20 protein-coding genes are annotated in these 24,914 nt (G+C 58.6%); 10 read left to right on the forward strand and 10 right to left on the reverse strand.

Features of this window, described 5'->3' with window-relative positions; translation table 11 throughout:
- The first annotated feature begins 25 nt into the window (after positions 1-25).
- From HLUCCO03_RS11255 to malK, 4 genes are all read left to right on the forward strand, one after another.
- Positions 26-1,747, forward strand: a complete 1,722-nt coding sequence (locus HLUCCO03_RS11255) for a diguanylate cyclase (RefSeq protein WP_027832383.1) — start codon at positions 26-28, stop codon at positions 1,745-1,747.
- A 92-nt stretch (positions 1,748-1,839) separates the two neighbouring features.
- Positions 1,840-3,201, forward strand: a complete 1,362-nt coding sequence (locus HLUCCO03_RS11260) for a sodium:solute symporter (protein ID WP_027832384.1) — start codon at positions 1,840-1,842, stop codon at positions 3,199-3,201.
- Positions 3,202-3,450: 249 nt separating this feature from the next.
- Positions 3,451-5,064: an alpha-glucosidase gene (locus HLUCCO03_RS11265; RefSeq protein WP_051603984.1), complete on the forward strand. Its 1,614-nt coding sequence runs from the start codon at positions 3,451-3,453 to the stop codon at positions 5,062-5,064.
- Between the two features lie 80 nt (positions 5,065-5,144).
- Entirely contained in the window at positions 5,145-6,260 is a 1,116-nt protein-coding gene (gene malK / locus HLUCCO03_RS11270) for a maltose/maltodextrin ABC transporter ATP-binding protein MalK (RefSeq protein WP_027832386.1), read from the forward strand.
- A gap of 34 nt (positions 6,261-6,294) precedes the next feature.
- Here malK and HLUCCO03_RS11275 read toward each other — a convergent pair whose 3' ends face one another.
- On the reverse strand, positions 6,295-6,639 hold the full coding sequence (locus HLUCCO03_RS11275; RefSeq protein ID WP_027832387.1) for a DsrE/DsrF/TusD sulfur relay family protein: 345 nt from the start codon (positions 6,637-6,639) through the stop codon (positions 6,295-6,297).
- A 117-nt stretch (positions 6,640-6,756) separates the two neighbouring features.
- On the opposite strand from HLUCCO03_RS11275, the gene HLUCCO03_RS11280 reads away from it, so the two are divergent.
- Genes HLUCCO03_RS11280 through HLUCCO03_RS11290 form a run of 3 tightly spaced genes read left to right on the forward strand, consistent with a single transcriptional unit; the run spans position 6,757 to position 8,902 of the window.
- Positions 6,757-7,413 (forward strand): metalloregulator ArsR/SmtB family transcription factor, encoded by a 657-nt coding sequence (locus tag HLUCCO03_RS11280; RefSeq protein WP_027832388.1) that lies wholly within the window; start codon positions 6,757-6,759, stop codon positions 7,411-7,413.
- Positions 7,414-7,425: 12 nt separating this feature from the next.
- Positions 7,426-8,277 carry a sterol desaturase family protein gene (locus tag HLUCCO03_RS11285; RefSeq protein WP_027832389.1) on the forward strand — a complete coding sequence of 284 codons (852 nt, stop codon included), beginning with the start codon at positions 7,426-7,428 and terminating at the stop codon, positions 8,275-8,277.
- Complete coding sequence (locus HLUCCO03_RS11290) at positions 8,258-8,902, forward strand: class I SAM-dependent methyltransferase (protein ID WP_027832390.1); 645 nt, start codon at positions 8,258-8,260, stop codon at positions 8,900-8,902. The genes HLUCCO03_RS11285 and HLUCCO03_RS11290 overlap by 20 nt, the downstream gene beginning before the upstream one ends.
- 24 nt (positions 8,903-8,926) lie before the next feature.
- On the opposite strand, the gene malG is transcribed toward HLUCCO03_RS11290, so the two are convergent.
- The 3 genes from malG to malE all read right to left on the reverse strand — a co-directional run bounded on the left by malG (position 8,927) and on the right by malE (position 12,683).
- Positions 8,927-9,817: a maltose ABC transporter permease MalG gene (gene malG, locus HLUCCO03_RS11295; RefSeq protein ID WP_027832391.1), complete on the reverse strand. Its 891-nt coding sequence runs from the start codon at positions 9,815-9,817 to the stop codon at positions 8,927-8,929.
- Positions 9,818-9,827: 10 nt separating this feature from the next.
- Positions 9,828-11,321, reverse strand: coding sequence for a maltose ABC transporter permease MalF (gene malF, locus HLUCCO03_RS11300; RefSeq protein WP_081813566.1), 1,494 nt, complete (start codon positions 11,319-11,321; stop codon positions 9,828-9,830).
- Between the two features lie 162 nt (positions 11,322-11,483).
- Entirely contained in the window at positions 11,484-12,683 is a 1,200-nt protein-coding gene (gene malE, locus HLUCCO03_RS11305; protein WP_027832393.1) for a maltose/maltodextrin ABC transporter substrate-binding protein MalE, read from the reverse strand.
- 262 nt (positions 12,684-12,945) lie between these two features.
- Here malE and HLUCCO03_RS11310 point away from each other — a divergent pair, with 262 nt between their 5' ends.
- The 3 genes from HLUCCO03_RS11310 to HLUCCO03_RS11320 all read left to right on the forward strand — a co-directional run bounded on the left by HLUCCO03_RS11310 (position 12,946) and on the right by HLUCCO03_RS11320 (position 17,077).
- Complete coding sequence (locus HLUCCO03_RS11310; protein WP_027832394.1) at positions 12,946-14,772, forward strand: alpha-amylase; 1,827 nt, start codon at positions 12,946-12,948, stop codon at positions 14,770-14,772.
- 2 nt (positions 14,773-14,774) lie between these two features.
- The gene (locus tag HLUCCO03_RS11315) at positions 14,775-15,662 is read left to right on the forward strand and encodes an aldo/keto reductase (protein WP_036197565.1); all 888 of its coding nucleotides are present in this window, start codon (positions 14,775-14,777) and stop codon (positions 15,660-15,662) included.
- 164 nt (positions 15,663-15,826) lie between these two features.
- Positions 15,827-17,077 (forward strand): substrate-binding protein, encoded by a 1,251-nt coding sequence (locus HLUCCO03_RS11320; RefSeq protein WP_027832396.1) that lies wholly within the window; start codon positions 15,827-15,829, stop codon positions 17,075-17,077.
- A gap of 6 nt (positions 17,078-17,083) precedes the next feature.
- On the opposite strand, the gene HLUCCO03_RS11325 is transcribed toward HLUCCO03_RS11320, so the two are convergent.
- From HLUCCO03_RS11325 to HLUCCO03_RS11350, 6 genes are all read right to left on the reverse strand, one after another.
- Positions 17,084-18,706 carry an NADP-dependent glyceraldehyde-3-phosphate dehydrogenase gene (locus HLUCCO03_RS11325; RefSeq protein ID WP_036197568.1) on the reverse strand — a complete coding sequence of 541 codons (1,623 nt, stop codon included), beginning with the start codon at positions 18,704-18,706 and terminating at the stop codon, positions 17,084-17,086.
- 21 nt (positions 18,707-18,727) lie between these two features.
- The gene (tpiA, locus tag HLUCCO03_RS11330) at positions 18,728-19,525 is read right to left on the reverse strand and encodes a triose-phosphate isomerase (protein WP_027832398.1); all 798 of its coding nucleotides are present in this window, start codon (positions 19,523-19,525) and stop codon (positions 18,728-18,730) included.
- A 33-nt stretch (positions 19,526-19,558) separates the two neighbouring features.
- Positions 19,559-20,860 carry a phosphopyruvate hydratase gene (eno, locus tag HLUCCO03_RS11335; protein ID WP_027832399.1) on the reverse strand — a complete coding sequence of 434 codons (1,302 nt, stop codon included), beginning with the start codon at positions 20,858-20,860 and terminating at the stop codon, positions 19,559-19,561.
- A 383-nt stretch (positions 20,861-21,243) separates the two neighbouring features.
- Entirely contained in the window at positions 21,244-22,362 is a 1,119-nt protein-coding gene (locus HLUCCO03_RS11340) for a methyl-accepting chemotaxis protein (protein ID WP_051603887.1), read from the reverse strand.
- A 36-nt stretch (positions 22,363-22,398) separates the two neighbouring features.
- Positions 22,399-23,058 (reverse strand): hypothetical protein, encoded by a 660-nt coding sequence (locus tag HLUCCO03_RS11345; protein ID WP_027832400.1) that lies wholly within the window; start codon positions 23,056-23,058, stop codon positions 22,399-22,401.
- A gap of 121 nt (positions 23,059-23,179) precedes the next feature.
- Positions 23,180-24,907 (reverse strand): ABC transporter substrate-binding protein, encoded by a 1,728-nt coding sequence (locus HLUCCO03_RS11350; RefSeq protein WP_027832401.1) that lies wholly within the window; start codon positions 24,905-24,907, stop codon positions 23,180-23,182.
- Positions 24,908-24,914: the final 7 nt, after the last annotated feature.

The raw sequence follows: 24,914 nt of genomic DNA on the forward strand, positions 1-24,914 counted from the left end.
CCAACTTCCAAGTCAAGGAGACCCAATGGGGCAGCAGTTTCCCATTTCCCGCATCATGCACAGCGGCATGCTGCTCCAGTGCTCGCCCGACACCACCATCGCGCAGGCTGCAGCGCGCATGGCGGACCAGTCGGTCAGCTCCATCCTGATCACCGATGGTGGACAGGTTGCGGGTATCTGGACCGAGCATGATGCACTGGCTGTGGACTTTTCAGACGCCGCCGTCCTGCAACAACCCGTGGCATCCGTGATGAGTGCGCCCGTTGCCACCCTGCCCCATTCCATGGAGATCGGCGCGGCGGCCATCGAGTTTCGCGAACAGGGCCGGCGACACTTTCTGGTGGTAGACGACCAGGATGCCCCCATCGGCATTCTCTCCCAGACTGATATGGCACTGAATCAGGGGCTGGAACCATACCTGAGGCTGAGGGAAGTCAAGACTGTTATCCCCTGTCCGGCGGTTGTGGTTGATGGTACGCAATCTGTTTCAGAGGTTGCCCGCCAGATGCACGACCAGCACACCGATGCCGTTGTTGTGACCTGCGACAGCGGCCCGGGAATACTCACTGAACGCGATATTGTGCGCTTTATCGCACGCCACGGGGGCAGGATTCCCGCGTCACAGCTTGCCACGCGCCCCCTGCTTTCAGTGCATGAAAACCAGCCACTGATTCATGCCAGGGATCTCCTCCTGGAGAAACACATCAGGCATCTGGCTGTCACCAATAATCATAACGAGGTCATTGGCCTGATCGGCTACCACGACATGCTTTCCGGGGCGGAACAGCTGTATCTGGAGGATTTACGCACAGCGCTGGAACAGCGGGACGAGGCGCTTGCGAAATCACGCAGGACACTGCAACTGGCGGAGCGGGTTATTGAGTCATCATTCGAGGGCATCATGGTGACCGACGCTAACGTCACCATAGAGTTCGTCAACCCGGCTTTTACCCATCTCACCGGTTATAGCCCCGAGGAGGTGATCGGGAAAACACCGGAGATACTGTCATCCGGCCGCCACGACGCGGACTTCTATCAGAGGATGTGGCATTCACTCACCACTCACGGGTACTGGCGCGGCGAGATCTGGAACCGTCGTAAAACCGGCGAACTGTACCTGGAACTGCTGACCATCACGGCCATCACCAACGATGCCGGCGAGACAACCCATTATGCCGGACTGTTTACCGACATCACCCAGAACCGCAGGAACGAGGAACAGATCCGCCAGCTGGCCTACTACGATGCCCTTACGGGCGTTCCAAACCGGCGCCTGCTGGAAGACCGGCTGGAACATGCCATTCGCCATGCTCACCGCAAGGAAATGCTGCTGGCCGTCATGTTCATGGATCTGGATCACTTCAAACAGATCAATGACACGCTCGGCCATGCCATGGGGGATGAGCTGCTGCTGCAGTTTACCCATCGGGTACAGGACTGCCTGCGGGAAGACGATACCCTTGCAAGGCTGGGGGGCGACGAGTTCATTATATTGCTACCGGAGATGGACAATATCGACGATGTGCATTGTGTTGCCCGCCGTCTCCTGAGCATCGCGAGCGAACCATACCTTGTGGGTGGCGAGCGGGTAAATATCGGCGCCAGCATCGGGGTAAGCCTCTATCCGGAGGACGGCACCAGCGCCAGTGACCTGCTGCAAGCTGCCGACATTGCCATGTATCGCGCCAAGCATGATGGCCGCAATCAGTATCGCCTGTTCCAGCCTGAGCCCTCTGCCACCGCCTGACCGGATTTGCCCGTTGCAGATGAGCGCATATCGCGGTGAAGCCCGGAATGTGTCAATATTCCGGGCTTCACGACCGGCGGAGATCCCCCACCATGCTTTACACAACAGTCACTGCCCTGGCGGCTGCCCTGATCCTTTTTACCTGGCTGGGACTGCGGGCGCGGCTGGCGGATGGAGGTCTGGACGATTATGTGACTGCCCGCAACAGCCAGGGCGCGCGGGCCCTGGGATTATCATTCCTGGCTTCTGGAATGGGCGGCTGGATACTGTTTGCGCCTCCGGAAGTGGGCGCTCTGGTGGGACCGGTCGCCCTTGCGGGATACGCGCTGGGAGCCGCCCTGCCCTTTATCGTGTTTGCTTTCTGCGGCCCGGCTATCCGCCGTTACCTGCCCCAGGGCCGCAGTATCGGCGAGTTTGCCCAGTCCTGTTACGGCAATGCGGTTCGCCGCTACGTCTCCCTGATTTCAGTGCTTTACATGCTGTGTTTCCTGACCGCGGAACTGACCGCCATCGGCGCTATCACTTCCCTGCTGTCCGGGGTAAACGGCAATGTGGCGGTGCTGGGAGTGGCCATCGCCACATTGATCTACACGGCCTGGGGCGGATTGCGCGCCAGTATCGTCACTGACCAGTGGCAGGCGTTTCTGCTGATCGGCTTGCTGGCGATCGTTGGCTTTGTCGCGCTGGAGCGGCTGCCAGAACTGGACACCGCCAGCGCTCCGGCGGCGCCTGTCGGCAGTGCCCTGGGTGTGGCCCTGACGCTGGTGATCGCGGTGACGGCCGCCAACCTGTTTCATCAGGGTTACTGGCAACGCCTCTGGTCTGCCCGCGATACGTCCGCGTTGCGCCAGGGTGCCCTGTTTGGCGGCGTTATTACCATCGCCGTCGTTGCGGTTGTGGGTGCCCTCGGCATTGCTGCTGCCATGAGTGGAACGGACCTGGGCTCACCCCCGATCCCGTTCTTTGCCCTGCTTTCCGGTGCCCCGGCCTGGCTCACCATTCCCGCTCTGGTACTCGCGTTGACGCTGGTGGCCTCGTCTGTGGACACCCTGCAGAATGCCCTGGCTTCCCTGGCAGTTACCGAGAAACAGGGATTGTCCATAACCTCGGCGCGATGGATCACAGTGATCCTGATGATCCCTGTGGTGATTATCTCGCTGCAGGGTGTTTCGGTACTGAGGCTGTTCCTGATTGCCGACCTGCTGTGTGCCACCGCCGTTATTCCAGTATTGATGGGCCTCTGGAAACGAATGACTACCACGGCTGCAGTCTTCGGCGGCCTGGCCGGCCTGGCAGGGGCGATTGTTCCTGGCTGGGTCACCGGTGGCAGCCTGATGGCCGGCGTTGAACTGGCCAGTTTTCCCGGTGGCATCCCGACCCTGCTGCCGTTTGCCGGCGCGCTTGTCGGGTCCACCCTGGTCAGCTTGCTGGTGGTGGCTGCAGGGAGGCGATAGCCGCCCCCTGCCCGGTCGCCTCAGCCGAGCTGGCAATGCCATCGCCTGAAAAAGAAGTACTGCCTCTTACCTGATTCCTGTCTCCGCCCCTCTACGCCCCCCTCATCCCCCGGACTACGCCAACAAAAACTCCGGCAGGAGGATGAACGGGCCGTGGCTTGATCGCACTATGCATGAAAGCGATTACCACGGAAATCTTCCGTTCCCGACAATAACAACCTTTCACCACCAGGGTGTAAGCGAGGCATGATGATCAAAAACCCGGACTGGTGGCGTGGCGCCGTCATTTACCAAGTTTATCCACGCAGCTTCAACGATTCCAATGGCGATGGTATCGGTGATTTGCCCGGGGTTACCGCCAAACTGGATTACATCGCCAGCCTGAATGTTGATGCGATCTGGCTGTCGCCCTTCTTTACATCGCCCATGAAGGATTTCGGCTACGACGTTGCCGACTATCGGGATGTGGACCCGATCTTCGGCACCCTTGAAGATTTCGATGAACTGATCGCAGAGGCCCACAAACGCGACCTGAAGATCATGATCGATCAGGTTCTGAGCCACTCTTCGGACCAGCACCGGTGGTTTGTCGAAAGCCGCTCCAGCCGCGACAACCCGAAATCGGACTGGTACGTTTGGGCAGACCCCAAAAAAGACGGTTCGCCCCCCAACAACTGGCTGTCAGTCTTCGGCGGCTCAGCCTGGGCCTGGGACAGCCGGCGCAAGCAATACTACCTGCACAACTTCCTGACCAGTCAGCCGGATCTGAATTTCCATAACCCCGAGGTAGTGGAACAGGTACTGTCCGACGTGAAATTCTGGCTGGATCGGGGTGTGGACGGTTTCCGGCTGGATGCCATCAACTTCTGTTTCCATGACCCGAAGCTTCGGGACAACCCTCCCAGTGACGCGGTTGCCGAAGGCTCCATCGGTGTGCGCAAGGAAAACCCCTACGCCTACCAGTTCCACAGGTACGACAAGACCCGTCCGGAGAACCTGGCATTCCTGAAACGCCTTCGTGCCCTGCTGGACCAGTACCCGGGGACCACAACCGTGGGGGAAATCGGCGACGACAATTCCCTGCAGACCATGGCAGAGTACACGGGTGGCGGCGACAAACTGCATATGGCCTATTCTTTCGATCTGCTCACGGAGCAGCATGGTGCCGACTTTTTCAGAAAGACAGTGGATTCCATCGAGAAGAAACTGACCGACGGCTGGCCCTGCTGGGCCATCGGCAACCACGACGTGGCTCGCGTAGCAAGCCGCTGGCAAGCCGGTTCAGCCCAACAGCTGAAGGCGTATATGGCAATGTTGCTGACCCTGCGCGGAAGCGTCTGTATCTACCAGGGCGAGGAACTTGGCCTGACCGAGGCCGAGCTGGAATATCATGATCTGGTCGACCCCTATGGCATCAACTTCTGGCCGGAGTACAAGGGGCGGGACGGTTGCCGTACACCGATGGTCTGGCACCACCGGGAAACCCACGGCGGTTTCTCCGATGCGCGCCCCTGGCTGCCGGTTTATGATGATCACTACAATGCGGCGGTTGCGGTTCAGCATGAAGTGGAAAATTCCATCCTGCAGGCGTACCGGGCCTTTCTGGGATGGCGAGCCCGGCAACCGGAACTGCTCAGGGGTGATATCGAATTCCTTGAGAGCCCGGAGGGCACACTGGTTTACACCCGCAGCTACAGGGATCGAACCCTGCTGGTGGCACTGAATCTGACGGACAAGCCGGCTCGCATTACCGCACCCGCTTCAGGGCGACCAGTGCCAGGCACTCCTGATTTTGTCGGCGGCCGCTGGGACGGCAGCAAACTGGCGTTGCAACCATGGGGCGTTGAAATTGCGACACTCTGATACCCGGCGATGAAAAACGGGGCCGGTAGCACGTCACGGGGCTTATGAGCTTTCACTGATCAAACAAGAAGACACACGTTATGGCCAGCGTCACATTACGAAACATCTGCAAGAGTTATGACGAAACCCAGGTAACCCGCAATGTAAACCTGGATATCGAGGACGGTGAATTTGTGGTTTTTGTCGGCCCTTCCGGCTGCGGCAAATCCACCCTGCTGCGAATGATCGCGGGGCTTGAGGACATCACCTCCGGCGACCTCTTCATTGGCAACGACAAGGTGAACAACCTGCCGCCCAAGGAACGGGAAGTGGGCATGGTGTTCCAGTCCTATGCCCTGTACCCCCACATGAACGTGGCGGAAAACATGGCCTTCGGCCTCAAGCTGGCCAAAACCCACAAATCCGAGATCGACCGCCGCGTCAGCGATGCCGCCAGGCTGCTCCAGCTCGACAACCTGCTGGAACGCAAACCCAAGGACCTGTCCGGCGGGCAGCGTCAGCGGGTCGCCATCGGCCGCACCATCGTCCGCGAGCCCACGGTATTCCTGTTCGATGAGCCGCTGTCCAACCTCGACGCTTCGCTGCGGGTGCAGATGCGCATCGAAATCTCGCGCCTGCACAAACGCCTGGACGCCACCATGGTGTACGTTACCCATGACCAGGTGGAAGCCATGACCATGGCCGACAAGATCGTCGCCCTGGACAATGGCACCATCGCCCAGGTGGGCAAACCCATGGAGCTTTACCATTACCCGGCCACCCGCTTTGTGGCAGGGTTTATCGGCTCACCGAAGATGAACTTCATTGACTGTATTGTGGACCAAGCCAGCAGCCAGTCCGTTACCGTGACCCTGCCCGGCAAACACTCTCTGGAACTTCCCATCAACGGCCACGGGCTGTCCGCCGGTGACACGGTCAGCCTGGGTGTCCGCCCCGAGCACCTGACCACCGGTGACGAGGCGGATATGTACATGGATGGTGAAGTTACTGTGGTTGAACGGCTGGGTTACCAGACCCTGGTACACATGGACGTCAATGGCGTGGATGGCGTGATCACCATGCGCACTGACGGCAGTGATCCTGTCCAGGAAGGCACCCGGGTGACCCTGGGTTTCAACGCCATCAAATGCCACCTGTTCCGTCAGGATGGCAATGCCTGCCCTCGCCTGTACCGTGAACCCTGTATTGATTTCTGATCGGGCCTGAAAGCTACCAGTTCAGAAATGAAGTTCAGAACACCAGCACTTTGTCAGCGTCAAGGGTCACGTCCGCCAGCTCATCCATGGTGCTGCGCCGGGCGCCCTTGACCACTTCCTCCTCGGCAATACCCCGGGCATCCATGCAGGTACCGCACAGCAGGACGTCGCCCTTCAGGGTCACTCGCTTGACCATACGTTCGGCGTTATAGAAACCGTCCGGAGTTTTCTGGCCGGCCTTGGCGCCTGACACCGCATCCCCCATCAGAAACACAGTAACCTCGCAGTCCTTCTTGATCAGGGCATGGGCCATGCGCAAGCCGTTGTAAAGGCGTTCGGTTCCATAGGGTGGGTCGTTAATCAGGATCAGGGCTTTCATGGTGTGACTCCTTAATTGAACGAATTCACTTGCAAACATTCTATTGTTTATTAGAATAATGGAAAGAGTTGGGCTGTCAAGCGTGAGCCCATCACCTGATTGATATGAGGTAGCAATATGGCATCCCGGCAAGATCTTCTGGACACCCTGGCCCAGGTTGGCAAGGCCCTGGGTAGCGGGCACCGGCTGGCGCTGCTGGAGCGGCTGGCCCAGTCGGAGGCGTCGGTGGAAACCCTGGCGAACAACACGGAACTAACGGTGGGTAATGCCTCGGCACACCTGCAACACCTGCGCAGGGCCGGGCTGGTTACCGCAACCCGCTCCGGCAAGCAGGTGATCTACCGGCTCACGGACGAACGCATCGTGACGCTCATGACCCTGCTGCGGGAGGTGGCCGAAACCAATCTGGCGGAGATGGAACGCCTGATCAGCCAGCTCTTTGGCTCTGATGATCCGGGCGGCAGCCTGGAAGCGGTCTCCCGGGATGATCTCCTTGCGGGCTTGCGGGAAGGCTCGGTCGCCTTGCTGGATGTACGGCCCCAGGAAGAGTATCAGGCAGGCCATCTGCCGGATGCCATCAACATTCCCCTGGACGAGCTGGAAACCATGCTGGATGCGTTGCCACGGGACCGGGAAATCGTCGCCTATTGCCGCGGCCCCTACTGCGTAATGTCCCATGAAGCGGTAGAGCGGCTGCGCAAGCTTGGCTTCCGGGTGCGCCGGTTTGACGAGGGATTTCCGGAATGGAAGGCCGCAGGCCTGCCGGTCCATTGAGGAGGGCGATTCATGTCCGAATTCATACTGGCCAATGAACCGGCTATACGGATCCTGGGGTTTGTCTCGGTGCTGTGCGTGATGGCGGTCTGGGAAATCCTTGCCACAAGGCGCCCTCAAACCATCAAGCGCTCGGTACGCTGGCCCGGCAATCTTGCCATCGTAGTTCTGGACACCCTGGCTGTTCGTCTGCTCTTCCCTCTGGCTGCCGTTGGCGCGGCGCTCTTTGCGTCCGAACACGGGTGGGGGCTGCTGAACCTGGTCTCAATGCCCGGCTGGGTAACGGTGGTTCTAGCCATTCTACTGCTGGACCTGGCCATCTATTTCCAGCACCGGATCTTCCACGCCGTCCCCTGGCTGTGGCGACTGCACCGCATGCATCACGCGGATCTGGAATTCGACGTAACCACCGGGCTGCGCTTCCATCCGTTTGAGATTCTGCTGTCCATGGCCATCAAAATGGCGGTTGTAGTAATCATTGGTGCCCCTGCACTGGCGGTGGTTGTGTTTGAGGTGCTCCTGAATGCAACGTCGCTGTTCAATCACGGGAATGTCCGTCTTCCGCAAAGGGTCGATCGCTGGTTACGATTGCTTCTGGTCACACCGGACATGCACCGGGTCCATCACTCAGCCATTCAGCGTGAAACGGACAGCAACTTCGGCTTCAGCGTGCCCTGGTGGGACCGGCTTTTCCGAACCTACCGCGCCCAGCCTGAAAAGGGGCATCTGGGGATGACGATCGGAATTGAAGATTTCCGCACGGAACACGACCTGCGGCTGGATCAGATGCTGATACAGCCTTTCCGTCACACCGAAAGGCCCCCGAAACCAATAGGCCCTCATCATGACACCGGAGCAGTATGATCATTGGTATGCCAGTGGCCGCGGCCGGTGGATAGGCGAGACAGAATTCAGACTGTTAGCGTCTGAACTGGACTGCCAGCAAGGGGACAAGGTACTGGATGTTGGCTGCGGCACGGGCTGGTTTACCCGTCGGATAGCGGGCTTGCCTCAATCTCCCTCGGTGACCGGTGTGGATGTAGATAATGAAGCCCTGGCATATGCCCGGAGCCAGGATTCAAGAACCTGTTACCTGCCTGCCAATGCCCTTCAGTTACCGTTTGCGGACGGCAGCTTTGACCGGGTGATGTCTGTAACCGCGCTTTGTTTCGTACCGGAATGGTCGCAAGCGTTGAGTGAGATTGTTCGGGTTACCCGGGGCAGGTTCGTGTTGGGCCTGCTGAACCGTCACAGTCTGCTCTGGCGCCAAAAGGGCCGGGGCAGCCACCAGGGCGCCTATAAGGGAGCGCACTGGCACACACGCGGGGAACTTCTTGACGCACTGGATTCGCTTGCGGTCCGGAACATCCGTTTCCGAACCGCGATCTGGCTTCCGGGTGGCGGCCTTGTCAGTCGAACCCTTGAAGCATGCCTGCCACACCGATGTCCCCTTGGTGGATTCTTGCTGGTCGCCGGGGACAAAGCGTGACAACTGGACGAGATAGCCAACGCCTTACCCCTTGACGCCACCGGCAGTAAGCCCGCCAACAATCCATTTCTGGCAGTACAGGAATATGAGCGTGATAGGCAGCCCGGAGAGTACGGCCGCAGCGGCAAAATCGCCCCACAGGTAATTCTGCTCGTACAGGTACTGCTGGGCGCCAACGGCCAGGGTCAGTTTGTCCGTGTCCACCAGCAGCACCGAGGCCATCGGGTATTCCATAATGGTCATAATGAACGCAAGGATGAACACCACCACCAGGATGGGCACCGACAGAGGCAGCAGGATGTAACGGAACGCCTGCCAGGTGGTGGCTCCGTCCACGATGGCCGCCTCTTCCAGGGAGCGGTCGATGGAATCGAAGTAACCCTTGATGGTCCAGATGTGCAGGGCCATGCCACCGAGGGATGCAACGATCACCGCGCCATGGGTGTTCAGCCCCAGCCAGCTGACGTGATTGCCGATCTTGTCGAACAGGGCATACAGCGCCACCAGGGACAGCACCGGTGGGAACATCTGGAAGATCAGCATGGATTTGAGCACAAAGCCCTTGCCGGCAAAGCGCATGCGGGCAAAGGCATAGGCACTGGTGGTGGACAGGGCCAGGATCAGCACGGCGGAGACCACGGCAATCTTGACGGAGTTCCACAGCCACAGCAGCACCGGGAATGGTGGATGGGTAACGGAGCCATCTTCCCCGGTATAGGGAATGCCAAGCGCCAGGTACCAGTGTTCCAGCGAGGGATTCTCCGGCAGCAGGCTGCCGGAGGCGAAGTTGCCGCTGCGAAAGGAGATGGAAATCACCATCAGCAGCGGGAAAAGAATGATCGCGATGAACCCCAGCATTCCCAGATGGGATGCCAGAACGCGATACCTGGTGGAGCGGGGTTGAACCATTGCCATGGGTAGCTCCTTATACTTTTACTTTGGACAGTTTCAGGTTGATCAGCGACAGGGCGCCAACCACCAGGAAGATGGCTGTGGCGATAGCGGCCGCCAGGCCAAAGTTCTGTCCGGAATCCTGGAACGCAATGCGGTAGGTGTAGCTCACCAGCAGGTCAGTAGTGCCCGCGGGTGTGCTGGCGCCGATGATATCGGGCGCACCACCGGTCAATAGCGCAATCAGGACGAAGTTGTTGAAGTTGAACGCAAAGCTGGCAATCAGCAGCGGCATCAATGGTTTGATGATCAACGGGAGGGTGACATTGAACAGGTTGTTCACCGGCCCTGCCCCGTCCATTGCGGATGCCTCATAAAGATCCCTGGGGATGGCCTGCAACAGCCCCATGCAAAGCAGCATCATGTAGGGATAGCCCAGCCAGGTATTCACGATCAGTATCATGGTCCGGGCCAGGGCCGGGTCACTGAACCAGTCCGGACGCATCCCGAAAAGCCCCTCCAGTACCAGGTTGATTTCACCAAAGTTCTGGTTGAACAGGCCTTTGAAGACCAGAATGGAAATGAACGCAGGCACCGCATAGGGCAGGATCAACATGGTGCGGTAGAAGCCCTTGCCACGGATCTGGTCCCACTGCAGCAGGTTCGCCAGCAGCAGGCCAAGCGCCAGGGTGAACACAACAGTGGCTACCGCGAAAGACAACGTCCATACAAAGATCTCGAAAAAGGGCCCGCGAATGCTGGGGTCAGACACCACCTTCAGGTAATTATCCCAGCCGATATTCACCGTCCAGCCCGGCGACAACCTGTCACCGTCTGCACTGCGGTAGAAACCGGTTTCGTGATCCGGGAAATAGGTAACGTCTGCCTGGTTGTCAGTAATACTGCCGTTCTCATGCATGGTGAACTGGTCACGAATGGCGGCGAAGGACCGCAGGCTGGCCAGGCTCAACTCGCGGCCGTCTTCTGTAGTCAGGTCCAGCTCCCGCAATTCTGAACGAAGCTGAATCACGTCCCTCATGGCCAGCGGCTCTCCCGCCGGTTTTTCGGATACGGATGAGGCCTCAACGCGGGTTTGCGAGCCGTCCAGCTTCAGGGGAGCGGTCGCCAGATCCTGCTGCTCACCTTCCAGGTAAATCACATATCCCGCGTCCGTTTCGTAGATGCGATAGTCGTAGCGAATGGAATCGGATTGATAAGTCCGCTCCAGAAGGTTGTCCTGAACCTGCTCGTAGCTGAGCAGGTTACTGGCACTGTAATTGGTGAAGCCAATACCGACGGTGTACATGAGCGGAAAAATAACAAACAGCCCCATACCGGCTACGGCAGGAAAAATATAGCGGTGGGCATAGAGCTTTTTGTGAACAAACACGAATACCGCCGACGCCGTCAGCACCAGAAACAGCATTGCGAACACAAATTCCTGCTGGGCATAAAGCGCCAGTATCAGGTAGAGCGCCATCGCGACCAGTGCGGCCAGAGCGCCCCACTTAAGAATCATTCGGATCATTGGAGGTCTGCTTTCGGGTCCGTAGGAGGACAGGGTTTCCGTTATCATTGTAGTCAGCCCGCTTGAAGCCGTCGCCGCTGCTGGCAACGGCAGAATTACAACAACAGGTCAGCGCAGCGGAAAACACTGCCATTCAACGGGCAGTGTTTTCCGGCACCGGCATTACCGGGAAATGCGCTGAGCTGCAGAGTTCAGGGCGTCCTCAACGGATTGCCTTCCGGAGGTTATGTTCTGCAGAGCCGGCCCCATGGAGGACCAGAACGCACCCATGGCGGGTACGCTTGGCATGGGTTCACCCAGCTCGGCGTTTTCGAAGGTTGCCGCAATGTTGGGGTCGGACGACAGTTCATCCATGAATTCCCTGTTGGCAACAGCGCCCAGGGGCACGTCGTCATTCACCATCTTCAGACCTTCCACCGACAACGCGTAGTTCTCCAGGAACTCCACCGCCAGATCCTTGTTCGGGCTTGCAGAGTTCAGCGTCGCCGCCATCACGCCCACCATGGGTTTGCTGGGTTTGCCATCAACCGTTGGCAACGTGGTAACACCGAAGTCGATTCCGCTCTTCTTCAGGTTACCCCAAGCCCAGGGGCCGCTGATCATCATTGCCACTTCACCCTTGTTGAAGCCGGATTCCATGGCGCTGTAATCCGCACCCCGGGGCATCACATCCTCTTCAATCAGCGCGGCCAGCATGTTGGCCCCCTTCATGGCACCCTCGTTATTCACTCCGGTGTCCTTGACGTCATAGGTGCCGTCGTCATTCTGGCCGAAAATGTAACCGCCCGCTGCGGCGATCATCGGCCAGGTGAAGTAGGTGTTGTTGTAGTCCCAGAGGATGGCGCGCTTTCCGTCCTCGGCCAGCTGCTTGTGGAGATCGGGGATATCCTCGAAGGCGGTGGGGGGCTCGGGCACCAGGTCCTTGTTGTAGATCAGTCCGATAGACTCGACGGCCATGGGGTAGCCGTACATCTTGCCGTCGACAGTGACCGCATCCCAGGTAAAGTCAAAGTTGGCATCAACCACGCTCTGGGAGGGCCTGACCTCGGAAATGATGCCACTCTGGGCCCATTCCCCGAAACGGTCATGGGCCCAGATGAAGATATCCGGGCCGTTACCGGTAGCAGCGGACTGCTGGAACTTGTCGGTGGCGTTGTCCGGGTGAGCCACCTCAACGGGAATACCGGTTTCTTCGGTAAACCAGTCGCCTACTTCCTGCAGGCCGTCGTAGCCCTTGTCACCGTTGATCCAGATCAGGAGTTTGCCCTCCTCGATTTCGGCGTGGGCAGGTGCGGACAGACCAAAAGATGCGGCAACAATGGAAGCGACCAACGTGCTACGGATAAAAGTTCGACGATTCATCAGATAATTCCTCTGCTTGTGCTTGCCTTATTCTTGTTGTCCGCCCTGGCACGAGGTTGGCCGGGCGGGCTGAACGCAAATCTTTCTATTGCGAGTAACCCAACTGTGTTGCAATTTTCCGTTGCTGGCATCAGCCCTGTTTTCATTCCCTGAGGCGTAGAACGGGGGAGTAGTCAGGCGTAGTGAATTCCGTCTACCACCCGCTCTCCCGGTCTGGTTTGATTGCGGCAGGACAACAATAAATGGAACCGGAGCTCATTGCATGAACCAATTTCCAAAAAACCCCGGATTAGTGGCCAGCCTGGTGACCTGCCTCTCCCTCGCCGGCTGTGCCAGCGGCCAGTTTGAAACAGCCGCCCCGCCCTCAGACAACGCGGCCTCCTCGACAAACGATGGCCAGTGTACCGCCACCCGGTCGGAGATGACCGTTTCCGTGGGTGACACCTTTGCCGAAGGCGAATGGGTGCGGGATTTCTACAGCGGAGAAAAAGCCCGGGTGGAAAACGGCAAAGTACGCCTGACTCCGGCCCCGGAAGCCGAGGGCCTGTTGTTGCTTGAAGCAGCCGAGACACCGGAACAGAGCTTCAACTGGGCCGGAGCCACCATCTATTTCACGGTGACCGACCGCTTCGCGAATGGACGCACTGACAACGACCGGAACTACGGCCGCCAGCCCGACGGGGAGGACGAAATCGGAACCTTCCACGGCGGCGATTTCGCCGGCCTCACTGAAAAGCTGGATTACCTGGAAGAGCTGGGGGTCAACGCCGTCTGGATCACCCCACCCTTCGAACAGATACACGGCTGGGTTGGCGGTGGTGACCGGGGCGATTTCCAGCACTACGCCTATCACGGCTACTACGCCCTGGACTTCACCCGGCCCGACGCCAACTTCGGCACCCGCGAAGAATTCCGCACCCTGGTGGAGGAAGCCCACGACCGCGGTATCCGGGTGGTGATGGACGTGGTCATGAACCACCCCGGCTATGCCACGCTCCAGGACATGCAAACCTTCAGCTTCGGAGGCCTCCGGGAAGGCTTTGCCAAACACCTGCCGGACCAGTGGGGGGACTGGCAACCCGAGTCCTGGGAAAACTTCCACGCCTACCACGCCCTGATCGACTACGATCACCCGGACTGGGCCAACTGGTGGGGCAAGGACTGGGTTCGGGCCGGCATCGGCGACTATGACTCGGCACCCCAGGCATCTGTCGATCCGGTGAAGGGCTCGCTGGCCTTCCTGCCGGACTTCAAGACCGAATCTGACAACGCGGTAGACCTGCCGGCATTCCTCCGCAAGAAGAAAAACACCCGCGCCCGACAGCTTGATAACGCCACCGTGCGGGATTACCTGATCACCTGGCTGACAGACTGGGTACGGGAATTCGGCATCGATGGCTTCCGCGTGGATACCGCCAAGCACGTGGAGCCGGAAGCCTGGCAGGAACTGAAATCAAAAGCCCAGCAGGCCCTGGATACCTACCGGGCAACTAACCCCGGGCAGGCGCTGCCAGCCAGGGATTTCTGGATGGTGGCGGAGGTTTTCCCGCACTCGGTTACCCGTAGCAGTTACTTTGATTCCGGATTCGATGCGGTGATCAACTTTGACCTGCAGGAAGAAGCCCGGGCAGGTGCCGACTGTCTGGATGACATGGAGCCCGTCTACAATGAGTATGCAAAAAAAATGAACAGCGACCAGCCGTTCAATGTCATGAGTTATATTTCCTCCCACGATACCAGTCTGTTCAGCCACACTGCCGATAACAATCCGGTTCTTCAGAAACGCGTGGCGGCCGCATTACTGTTTACACCGGGCACCAGTCAGCTATTCTACGGGGATGAATCCGGGCGCCGGTTCGGACCCACCGGTTCGGATGGTCACCAGGGCACCCGCTCCGACATGAACTGGGCAGATATTGAGGATGGCACCGCAACACCGGTACTGTCTCACTGGAAGAAACTGGGGCAATTCCGGGAGCGCCACCCGGCCATTGGTGCGGGTCAGCACAAGCGCATCAGTACAGAACCCTACGCGTTCTCAAGAACCCATGGTGATGACCGCGTGATAATCGCCTTTGGCAAGGAGTAACCGTGCAAACCACACGACCAGCCGGTTTCACCCCGGATACTCCCCTGATTCTCGGGATGATGCGCCTTCATGATCATCCGGAGCTCAACAAACCGGCAAAACTGGCAGACTGGATAGCTGCCCGGCTGGATGAGGGCCTCAATGTCTTCGACCATGCCGATATCTATGGTAACGGCGACGGTGAACGGCTGTTCGGGGAGGCGCTCAGGTTACATCCGCCTCTGGCAAGGGGTGTTCGCGTGATCACCAAGGCAGGCATAGTGCCTGCCGGCCTGGACAAATCGCCATGGCAGGTGAAGCATTATCGCGCCGAGGCCAGTTACCTGAAAGGGGCTATCGACAGGGCGCTGACCTCGCTGGCCGTGGAACAGATCGATACCTTTCTGATCCACCGTCCTGACCCGCTGCTGCAGGCGGAAGACATTGCCACCGTTCTGGAAAATGCAGTTTCAGCCGGCAAGGTGCGCCAGATAGGGGTATCCAACTTCCTGCCGGAACAGTGGCGGTGGCTGGCCCGGAACACCGGGCTGCCATTGGTCTGCAACCAGAGCCAGCTGTCCCTGGCTCATAATGCACCGCTGTTCGATGGCACCCTCGAGGCACACCTTGCTGACGGATTGCGCTGGCTGGCCTGGTCCCCCCTCGGCGGCGGAGGCCTGTCACAGCGAATCCCCGAGGCCATTCTTGACAAAGCCAGTGATGAGTCAGGGCTGGATGAAACCGGCCTGGCCATTGCGTGGCTGAACCAGATTCCGGGAACACCGGTACCGGTGCTTGGATCCATGAACCCTGACAGGATTCATTCCGCACTCCAGGGAACCCGGAGCAGGCTATCCCGGCCACTGTGGTATCGCCTTCTGGAATGTGTTCGTAACCGACCTGTCGCCTGATGCATCTGCATTTTTTGATCGACATCAAAGCCTGACAAATCGTTACACAACCTTCCACTTTAGTACGATTGTTGCCTCCGAAGTCTCCCACGACACTGTTGCTGCTTTATAAAAACAAGACCAGGGGCCCTGGTGCCCCGGCGTGACCACGGAGGCTTTCGCCAATGCAGTGCAAGAAGCTCTTTGCTTTCCTCTTGATGACTTTGCTGGTAACCACAACAGTGGCAGCGGAAACCCTGAAGATAGGGCTCAACTACCCACAGACCGGACGCTACAAGGACCAGGGCCTGCAACAACGGCTCGGGGCGTTTCTGGCCGTTGATGAAATCAACAAGGCCGGAGGCATCATGGGCCGTGATGTGGAACTGGTGATACGTAACACCTCCGGTGAACCGGACAAAGGCGCCAGAAACACGGCTGATCTTATAGATAATGAAGGCGCAGAGATGGTGTTCGGTGGTGTCTCAAGTGCCGTGGCCATTGAATCCGGCAAGGCCGCCCGGGATCGCGACAGAATCTATTTTGGCACCCTGACCTACTCCAACGCCACCACCGGCGCCGCTGGCCACAAACATATGTTCAGGGAACCCTACAATGCCTGGATGACCGCCAAGGTCCTGAGCAAATATCTCAATACCGAACACGCCAATGACGACTACTTCTACATCACCGCGGATTACACCTGGGGCTGGTCCGTGGAGGAATCCGTCAGGAAGTTCACCAATACCGATGACACCGATACCCACAAGGGAGTGAAAACGCCCTTCCCCCGCGCCCTGATTACCGATTTCCGCAAGGCACTGGAGGAAGCGGAAAAGAGTGACGCCAAGGTATTGATGATGGTGCTGTTCGGCGACGACATGGTACGGGCGCTGAACGTGGCCTACGAAATGGGCCTGACGAAAAAGATGCAGGTAGTGGTTCCCAACCTGACCCTGGGCATGGCGCGACAGGTAGGCCCCACCATTATGGAAGGCGTGGTTGGCGGATCGCCCTGGGTATGGAGTGCGCCCTACCAGTATGACTTTGCCCGTGGCAAGGAATTCGTGGAAGCCTTTTCCAGCCGCTACGAGATGCGCCCTTCAACCGCCGCTGCCTCCGCCTACAGCATTGTTTACCAGTACAAGGATGCGGTGGAGAGGGCCGGCACCACCAGGACTTCCAGCGTTATTCGTGCCCTGGAAGGGCATAGATACACTTTCCTGAAGGATGAGCAACACTGGCGCGCGTTTGATCACCAGAACGTACAGACAGTTTACGTGGTGCGGATCAAGCCACGGAACGAGATCATGGCAGACGAATACTCCAGCGATTATTTCGAGATTATCGACTCCATGCCCGGTGATGAGGCAGCCCAGACCCGGGAAGAATGGGAGGCCCGCCGCCGGGAGGCAGGCCAGCCTCTCACCCTTTAACCTGTGTCAGAGGATGTAGTCGGTGGTCAGGAATCCTGAGTGCCGGCTTTTTACAATTTCGTTGATCAGGCCCTTGTTGCGATCATTTTCCCGGGTCGCAACGGTGGTGCGTATGGAAAACACCCTGAGGGCATCGGAGACCGACAGGGTGCCTTCGGCGGAATCCTTGCGACCGTTGAACGGAAGCGTGTCCGGCCCACGCTGACACTGGGTATTGAGATTGATCCGGCCTACCTGGTTGGCCAGCACATCCACCAGCTGAGCCACCTGCTCCGGGTCGGTCCCGAAGATGCTCAATTGCTGCCCGAAGTCGGACTGCTGCACATGATCAATCACTTCGTTGATGCTGGAGTAGCGCACTACGGGCACCACCGGCCCGAACTGCTCCTCCCGGAAAACCCGCATGGTGGCGTTTACCGGATACAACACCGCCGGATGGAAATAGGTGCCACAGACCTCACCGCCGTTCCGGTTGCAGATTCTGGCCCCACCGGCAACCGCATCCTCCACCAGGGCACCAAGGTATTCGGTTTTGCCGGGTTCCGGCAGTGGCGTCAGTTTCACATCTGGATCCCAGGGCATGCCGGACACCAGTTCGTCCACGGCAACCGCGAGCTTCTCGACAAAGGCATCGGACACACTGGCGTGGACAAACAGCAGTTTCAGCGCGGTGCAGCGCTGGCCATTGAAAGACAGCGCGCCGGTAACGCACTCGCTGACCGCCTCGTCCAGGTCGGCATCGGGCATGACAATGCCCGGATTATTGGCGTCCAGCCCCAGGACCGCCTTCAGGCGATGCGGCTTGGGATGCATCTGCTTGAGGGCGGCCGCCCCGCGGTGGGTACCAATGAACGCAAACATGTCGACCTTGCCACTTTCCATGAGCGGGCCCACGGTGTCCCTGCCACGACCGAAGATGATATTGATGACACCCGGCGGGAAGCACTCCTGGAACGCCTTCAGCAGCGGGCCCATCAATAGCACACCGTACTTGGCGGGTTTGAACACCACGGTGTTGCCCATGATCAGTGCGGGAATCAGCGTTGTGAAAGTCTCGTTCAGGGGATAATTGAACGGCCCCATACACAGGGCCACACCCACGGGCAGGCGGCGAATCTGCGCCACGACTCCGCCCACCAGTTCGAACCTGTTGGAACGACGGTCCAGGGCCTTCAGTTCTGCAATGGTATCGGCGATATAGTCACAGGTTCGGTCGAACTCCTTGCAGGAATCGCTATAGCTCTTGCCGATTTCCCACATGAGAAGTTCAACCACTTCCCGGCGCTGCTCACGCATGGCAGCCAGGAATGCGTCCACATGCCCGATTCTTTCCTCGACGGACAGCCTGGGCCAGTAGCCATTACCCTGGCCGTAAGCCTCCACCGCCGCATCCAGGGCGGATAGTGCGTGTTTCCTGTCCATCAGTGGCGTGCGACCAATCACCAGGGTTTCCGGCTCGCGGCTCTCCCCCCGCAGGCACACCGGACTGACAACATCGGCAAACTCACCCTGCCAGGGTTTCAGGTGGCCGGACACCAGATAGCGGTCGAGGGTGAGCCCCTTCCCTGGCCGGAATTTTTCCGGAACATCCCCGATGACCGGGAAAAAATCACGCATACGCGTTGCCATATCCAAGAGCAATTCCTCCAGTTAATCCAGTGTGTCGCATTCGCAGTCCGCCTCGGCAAGAGTGCTTGCCAGGGCCGCACCAATGTCCGAGAACTCGTCTGCCTGAAGTGACGCGCCACCGATCAGCCCACCATCAACCTCCGGTGACTGGAACAGCGCAGCCGCGTTGCTTGCCTTGACACTGCCGCCATATACAATGCGCAAAGCCTCCCCGGCACCGGCCTGGCATCCATCAAGGAACTGCCGGATCGTGCGGTGGGTTTCCGATACCTGTTCCGGTGTAGCTGTTCTGCCGGTACCAATGGCCCAGACTGGCTCATAGGCAATTACGCTCGCAGCCAGGTCCGCCATACCGGTCTCATCAATCACCGCCTGCAACTGGCGCTCGATGGTGGCCATGGTTTGGCCCTGCTCACGTTCCCCGAGGGTTTCACCCACACAGAGAACCGGTGTCATCCCGGCGGACAGCACCTGCCGGAAACGCGCAGCAACATCGCGATCGGATTCGTGGTACAGCGCCCGACGCTCCGAATGTCCGACCAGAACGTAACGGCAGCCCATTTCCCGCAGCATGGTGGCGCTCACCTCGCCGGTATGCGCCCCGGATGCGGCAACGCTGGCATTCTGGGCGCCGAGTGACAGCCCGGTGTAGCCCAGCAAATCCCGCACCTGGAACAGATAGGGAAACGGCGGGCAGATGGCCATATCGATGGTTTTCCGCAGTGGCCTGAGCTTCGCGAGAATTCGCACAAGCAGGGCCTGGTTTGAATGCAGGCTGCCGTTCATCTTCCAGTTTGCAATCAGGATCGGTTTTCTCATGATCTGTCTCCCGTAATTCCGTGGGGCGCCGTGTCAGGTATCCAGGGCGCAGCGGATCGCGCCAACACCCGGGTAGAAGGCATGGGCACCAAGGTCCTGCTCGATACGCAGCAGACGGTTGTACTTGGCCACCCGGTCGGAACGGCACAGCGAACCGGTCTTGATCTGGCCGGCCCTGGTGGCAACCGCGAGATCCGCAATAAAGGTGTCTTCGGTTTCGCCACTGCGGTGGGAGATAACAGCGGTGTATCCGGCATCCTGGGCCATGCCGATGGCCTCGAAGGTTTCCGTGAGTGTCCCGATCTGATTGAACTTGATCAGCACGGAATTGGCTACCTCCTGGCGGATGCCCTCGGCGATCAACGACGTATTGGTCACAAACAGGTCATCGCCCACCAACTGGACGCGCTCTCCGAGTTTGTGTGTAAGCAGCTTCCAGCCTTCCCAGTCGTCCTCGTCCATGCCGTCCTCGATGGACGCAATGGGGTATTGCATGGCCAGTGAACGCAGGTAATCGGCAAAGCCCCCGGAGTCGTAGCTTTCCCCGGCGCCGGAAAGTTGGTAGCGGCCATCGCGGTAGAACTCGGATGCGGCGCAGTCCAGAGCCAGCACAATGTCGGTTCCGGGGCGATAACCAGCCTTGACCACGGCCTCCAGGATAAGATCGAGGGCTTCCTCACTGGATCGCAGATCAGGCGCAAAGCCGCCCTCGTCTCCGACAGCGGTGGAAAGGCCCTTTTTCTTCAGCAGGGACTTCAGGGCGTGGAAAATTTCCACCCCCATCCGCAGTGCTTCGCTGTAACTCGGAGCGCCCACCGGCTGGATCATGAACTCCTGCAGGTCTACCGTGTTATCGGCGTGGGCGCCGCCGTTGATGATGTTCATCATGGGCACCGGCAATACGCAGGGGCCGGAGCATCCGTAGAGCTCCGCCAGGTAGCGGTACAAAGGCTGTTGACGAAAACTGGCGGCGGCGTCGGCAATCGCAAGTGACACTGCAAGAATGCTGTTGGCGCCAAATCCGGACTTGTTGTCGGTGCCGTCCAGATGGCGCATCAGCCGGTCGATGACCAGTTGATCAAATACGATGCGGTCTTCCAGGGCGGGGGCGATGTGACGGTTAACCGCTTCCACAGCACCCAGTACACCCTTGCCATTGTAGCGCCCGGGGTCGCCATCCCTTTTTTCCAGTGCCTCTCTGGAGCCGGTGGACGCCCCGGATGGCACGCGACCGTGCCCGACTACTCCGTTCCCCAGCTCGACATCCACCTCCACTGTGGGAAAGCCTCGAGAGTCCAGAATTTCCCGGGCGAACACGGATTGAATACGCGCCATAATCGTTAACCTGTGTGGTCGTGTTGTTTTTATTTACGCACCCCAAGGATGCATTCACTGACAATTGGGGAGATTATAGTATTCGTATACGAACATTAACAAGCGAAAAAGAAAATTGATCAATTCGATTTTGTTATATCGAACATTGCGTTATGCAGTGAAGAAAAAGGGCCGGCAGGGTTGCCCCACAAAGCACGGGGAACACCTGAAATGCTATTAAGGGGGATTATGAAAGCAACCGGCCAAGACCCACCAACCTGACGGTGTTGGGCACGCCGCCACCCTGGAGACTCTCGGCAGCGGCCATTGACTTGCAACTATAATATTCGCAAACGAACTTTGTCAATCGTTTTCGAACATGCACCGAACCAGCGGAGTTCGCCTCAATCGACCACCTTGAAGCGCGACACCAACTCATTAAGACTCTTGCTCAGGTCGTCCACATCGCGACAGTAACGAGCACTCTCACGCGCTTCCGCAAGGGTTTTCTGACTGACAGACTCCACCGTGCGGGTGCGCTCAATCACTTGCTCTGCCAGGTCACCCTGGCGCTGAGCTGCTTCGACAATGGTCCGGTTGGCAGACTCCACCCTGGCGATCGCCTCCACCATCAGGGTCAGTTGCTCCCGTGCCGCCCTGGCACCATCAAGTGCAGCCTCACTCTTTTCCTGGCTCGCCTTCATGAATCCGGTAGCCTTCGCTGAACCACCGTGGACACGTTCAATCAACTGCTGTACATCGGCGGTGCTTTGCTGGGTTCGGGAGGCCAGCGACCGCACTTCATCGGCAACGACGGAAAAGCCGCGCCCATGCTCGCCCGCCCTGGCAGCCTCAATGGCGGCATTCAGTGCCAGCAGATTGGTCTGCTCAGCAATGGAGTTGATGACTTCAAGCACGGAGTCCACCTGCGATATATCATCCGCCAGGGCATGGATCAGCCCGGCGCCTGTACCCACATCACTGACCAGTGCCTCAAAAGACGCAATGGCCGCGGTAACCTGTTCATGGGTGTTGCGGCCTGTCTGTATGGTCTGTACCGCGCTTTCAACCGATTCACTGGCGAGCCGCCCCACTTCCTCGACCGATTGATCCAGTACGGCCATGTCTCCGGTCAGCGCTTCAATGTCTGCTTTCTGACGTTCGTTGTAATCAAACGTGGTTTCCGCACGTGCGCTCAGCAGACGGCTATGCTCACCGAGTTTCCGGCTTACCTCAAGAATCCGCAGAATCATTTCCTGAATGCGCCCGATAAAACCGTTAAAGTAACGCGCCAGCAATCCAAGTTCGTCCTGGCGGCCACTTTCGATGCGCCGGGTCAGGTCCCCCTCGCCTTCCGCAATGTCGAGCACCCGCTGGCTGAGCCCGCGCACCGGCCGGATGACCAGTACGCGCAGCATCCATAACAGCCCGACAAATCCCAGCACAACCACGACGGCCCCGATGTTCATGGTCGCAGCAACCCGGTCGGCAATCTCCCGGGACTGTGCACTGGACTGTTCCATCCAGACATCTGACTGGGGCCCAACCGATTCAGGCCATCATGACCCGGACATCCGGAGCTGCCCGAGGCGATCCTCATCCTGCTCCGACATGTAGTTAATCATCGACAACTCGATGGTCAGGACTACGCGCTCTACTGTCTGGGCCTCGATGACGATGGGATAGTCACTGGCAAAAATACTGATCATCTGGATCAGCTCGGAGAATCCCTCCACCAGTTTCGCAGCCTCGGCCCGAAAAGTGGCCATTGCCTCCTGGTTTGAGGTCCTGAGATCCAATGACCGGGCTTGCAGGCGGGCAATCTCGCCAATGGCCTCATCCAGACGCTGGCGTTCAGACCTGAGCGCTTCGATCTCCTGACCGGAGCCTGGAACAGACTCGACAAGATCACGGGTAATGGATTCAAACTGGGGTTTAAGTGCATTGATCCGCTCATGATTGTCCCTCACCTGCTCGCTGCTGGTGGCAGAGGCAAGCGTCCCGGCACCGTTGGAGGTGAGCAGAAAATTTGTGGTTAGTTGCTTTAATCGGTCACCGCTCTGATTTATTTCGGTGACAAGGTGATTGTAGCGATCATTGATCTGCTGAAGGCCCAACTGGGAAAAGATGAATACACCCACAATGATGCAGGCCACCACCAGGGTAACCAGTGACACCCGTGTGCCGATGGTGTTCAGCCAGAGGTTTTTTTGCGGCATGATCTGCCCTGTATTGTTGTTATCTAGAGGAAAGTTATCCGGTTGACGGCATCAAGGGTAGGGTCCCTGCCAGCCCGGGGCGGGCCGGCAGGGAGTCAGTTAGTGACAGACCGGGTTGGCCTTATTCGGCCATCCACTCTTCCATCATCTGCTCGTACGGCTTGGTCTTACCCTGGGGCTTTTCGTTGTCCAGGGCCGGCTTCGGTGCGCCGGGCTGGTCCAGCCAGTACTGCTCATCACGAGGCTCGTTGAGGATAGGCGCATACTGCTCGAACACATCCGCCCGTGCCAGACGCGACATGGTGCGGTCGATGGCGGTAGCCAGATTGTCCAGCGCCTCCTTCGGCTCAACTTCACCATTTACGGCTGGAGCCAGGTTCTGCCACCACAGCGGCGCGAGACGCGGGTAATCCGGCACGTTAGTGCCTGTCGGAGTCCACATGCTCTCGTTTTCACTGCGGTAGAACTCCACCAGCCCGCCAAGCTTCGGTGCCAGCTCAGTCATCTCATCCGAGAAGATGTCTGAACGACGAATCGGTGTCAGACCGGCAATCGTCTTTTCCAAGGACACTGTCTTGGACACGGTAAACTGGGCGAACAGCCATGCGGCGGTGCGACGATCCTCAGGCGTGGATTCGAAGAAGGTCCAGGAACCCACGTCCTGATAGCCCACCTTCATGCCCTCTTCCCAGTAGGGACCGGTTGGAGACGGCGCCATCCGCCACTTGGGATTGCCTTCATCATCGGTGACCGGCAGGTCTGGATCGGTCATATCGGCAGTGAATGCGGTATACCAGAAGATCTGCTGGGCGATATGGCCCTGCGCAGGCACTGGACCAGCTTCACCAAAGGTCATGCCGCGGGCACTTTCCGGTGCGTAATCACGCAGCCAGTCAACCATCTTGGTAAGGGCATACACGGATGCCGGAGAGTTGGTTGCACCACCACGGCTTACGCTGGCACCCACCGGGTTGCCGTCTTCGTTGACACGAATACCCCAGTCATCCACCGGGTTGCCAAATGGTACGCCTTTGTCACCCATGCCTGCCATGGAGAGCCAGGAGTCGTGGAAGCGCCAGCCCAGGGAGGGGTCGCGACGACCATAGTCCATGTGACCGTATACCCGCTCACCATCAATCTCTTTGACATGAACACTGAAGAATTCAGCAATGTCTTCGTAGGCAGACCAGTTCAGGGGCACGCCCAGATCATATCCGTAACGTTCCTTGAACTGTTCCTGCAGATCCTCACGGTCAAACCAGTCGGCACGGAACCAGTACAGGTTGGCAAACTGCTGTGTCGGCAGCTGGTAAACCTTGCCGTCAGGTCCGGTGGTGTACTGGAGACCGATGAAGTCATCCAGATCCAGATCCGGGTTGGTAAAATCCTTCCACTCGTTTTCCATCGCATCGGAGATGGCAATGGTCTTGCCGTAGCGCACATGGGTGCCGATGGCGTCGGAGTCGTTTACATACCCGTCATAAATATTCCGGTCGGACTGCATCTGGGTCTGCATGGTGTCCACCACATCACCTTCACCGATGATGTTGTGCTCTATCTCGATACCCGTGATGTCCTCGAACACTTCGGCGAGGACTTCAGCCTCATAGGTATGAGTCGTCAGACCCTCCGCTACGGTCTTGATTTCCATGCCACGGAAAGGCTCTGCTGCCTTGATAAACCACTCCAGCTCGGCAAGCTGCTCTTCCCTCGACAGGGTTGACCGCGGAAAGTGCTCATCCAGCGCCTTTTCGGCCGCCTCCCGGTATTCATTCGCCTGTACGTATGATGATGCCAGTAGCGCCCCTGAGATCATCAGTGAAAGGTAGTTCAACTTTTTGTTTTTCATACATACC

The organism is Marinobacter sp. HL-58, from assembly GCF_001314605.1.
In the GTDB taxonomy this organism is placed as follows: Bacteria; Pseudomonadota; Gammaproteobacteria; order Pseudomonadales; family Oleiphilaceae; genus Marinobacter.

What these genes read in the sequence shown, in the direction of transcription:
- HLUCCO03_RS11255 (WP_027832383.1), top strand. Translation starts at nt 26, where the DNA reads ATGGGGCAGCAGTTTCCCATTTCCCGCATCATGCACAGCGGCATGCTG.
- HLUCCO03_RS11260 (WP_027832384.1), top strand. Translation starts at nt 1,840, where the DNA reads ATGCTTTACACAACAGTCACTGCCCTGGCGGCTGCCCTGATCCTTTTT.
- HLUCCO03_RS11265 (WP_051603984.1), top strand. Translation starts at nt 3,451, where the DNA reads ATGATCAAAAACCCGGACTGGTGGCGTGGCGCCGTCATTTACCAAGTT.
- malK (WP_027832386.1), top strand. Translation starts at nt 5,145, where the DNA reads ATGGCCAGCGTCACATTACGAAACATCTGCAAGAGTTATGACGAAACC.
- HLUCCO03_RS11275 (WP_027832387.1), bottom strand. Translation starts at nt 6,639, where the DNA reads ATGAAAGCCCTGATCCTGATTAACGACCCACCCTATGGAACCGAACGC.
- HLUCCO03_RS11280 (WP_027832388.1), top strand. Translation starts at nt 6,757, where the DNA reads ATGGCATCCCGGCAAGATCTTCTGGACACCCTGGCCCAGGTTGGCAAG.
- HLUCCO03_RS11285 (WP_027832389.1), top strand. Translation starts at nt 7,426, where the DNA reads ATGTCCGAATTCATACTGGCCAATGAACCGGCTATACGGATCCTGGGG.
- HLUCCO03_RS11290 (WP_027832390.1), top strand. Translation starts at nt 8,258, where the DNA reads ATGACACCGGAGCAGTATGATCATTGGTATGCCAGTGGCCGCGGCCGG.
- malG (WP_027832391.1), bottom strand. Translation starts at nt 9,817, where the DNA reads ATGGCAATGGTTCAACCCCGCTCCACCAGGTATCGCGTTCTGGCATCC.
- malF (WP_081813566.1), bottom strand. Translation starts at nt 11,321, where the DNA reads ATGATCCGAATGATTCTTAAGTGGGGCGCTCTGGCCGCACTGGTCGCG.
- malE (WP_027832393.1), bottom strand. Translation starts at nt 12,683, where the DNA reads ATGAATCGTCGAACTTTTATCCGTAGCACGTTGGTCGCTTCCATTGTT.
- HLUCCO03_RS11310 (WP_027832394.1), top strand. Translation starts at nt 12,946, where the DNA reads ATGAACCAATTTCCAAAAAACCCCGGATTAGTGGCCAGCCTGGTGACC.
- HLUCCO03_RS11320 (WP_027832396.1), top strand. Translation starts at nt 15,827, where the DNA reads ATGCAGTGCAAGAAGCTCTTTGCTTTCCTCTTGATGACTTTGCTGGTA.
- HLUCCO03_RS11325 (WP_036197568.1), bottom strand. Translation starts at nt 18,706, where the DNA reads ATGGCAACGCGTATGCGTGATTTTTTCCCGGTCATCGGGGATGTTCCG.
- tpiA (WP_027832398.1), bottom strand. Translation starts at nt 19,525, where the DNA reads ATGAGAAAACCGATCCTGATTGCAAACTGGAAGATGAACGGCAGCCTG.
- eno (WP_027832399.1), bottom strand. Translation starts at nt 20,860, where the DNA reads ATGGCGCGTATTCAATCCGTGTTCGCCCGGGAAATTCTGGACTCTCGA.
- HLUCCO03_RS11340 (WP_051603887.1), bottom strand. Translation starts at nt 22,362, where the DNA reads ATGGAACAGTCCAGTGCACAGTCCCGGGAGATTGCCGACCGGGTTGCT.
- HLUCCO03_RS11345 (WP_027832400.1), bottom strand. Translation starts at nt 23,058, where the DNA reads ATGCCGCAAAAAAACCTCTGGCTGAACACCATCGGCACACGGGTGTCA.
- HLUCCO03_RS11350 (WP_027832401.1), bottom strand. Translation starts at nt 24,907, where the DNA reads ATGAAAAACAAAAAGTTGAACTACCTTTCACTGATGATCTCAGGGGCG.